The sequence below is a fragment of the Sphingorhabdus sp. genome (assembly GCF_046292425.1).
GTDB lineage: Bacteria > Pseudomonadota > Alphaproteobacteria > Sphingomonadales > Sphingomonadaceae > Sphingorhabdus_B.
In genome coordinates this window covers 1-513 of sequence record NZ_JBKBQV010000134.1, presented here as the reverse complement: position 1 = coordinate 513, position 513 = coordinate 1, and the positions used below count along the sequence as shown (strand labels likewise).

General features: G+C 67.3%; 1 protein-coding gene. It reads left to right on the top strand.

From position 1 onward, the window contains the following. The coding region (locus tag ACK4S7_RS13295; protein ID WP_409647771.1) for an NAD-dependent epimerase/dehydratase family protein at positions 1-513 on the top strand (513 nt) is incomplete at both ends.

Here is a 513-nt window from a genome sequence, read left to right as displayed (position 1 = left end):
GATCGGGGTCGATAATTTCAACGACTACTACGACCCGGCCCTGAAGGAGGCCCGCGCCGCCCGGCTGGAGGCGCGCGAGGGCTTCACCATGGTGCGGGCCGACATCGCCGACCACGAACAGATGCTGGCCCTGGTGCGCGACAACGGCGTGGAGCGGATCGTCCACCTCGCCGCCCAGGCCGGGGTTCGCTACTCGATCGAGAACCCCTTCGCCTATGAGCGGTCCAATCTGGCGGGCCATCTGTCGATGCTGGAGGCCGCGCGCCACAACGGCGTGACCCATCTGGTCTACGCCTCGTCCAGCTCGGTCTATGGCGACCGGCCGCTGGAGGGAGCGGGCTTCCGCGAGGACGATCCGACGGTGGAGCCCGTGTCGCTCTATGCGGCGACCAAGCGGTCGTGCGAACTGCTGAGCCAGAGCTACGCCAAACTGTACGGCTTCCCCCAGTCGGGCCTGCGCTTCTTCACCGTCTACGGGCCGTGGGGACGCCCGGACATGATGCTGTGGAACTT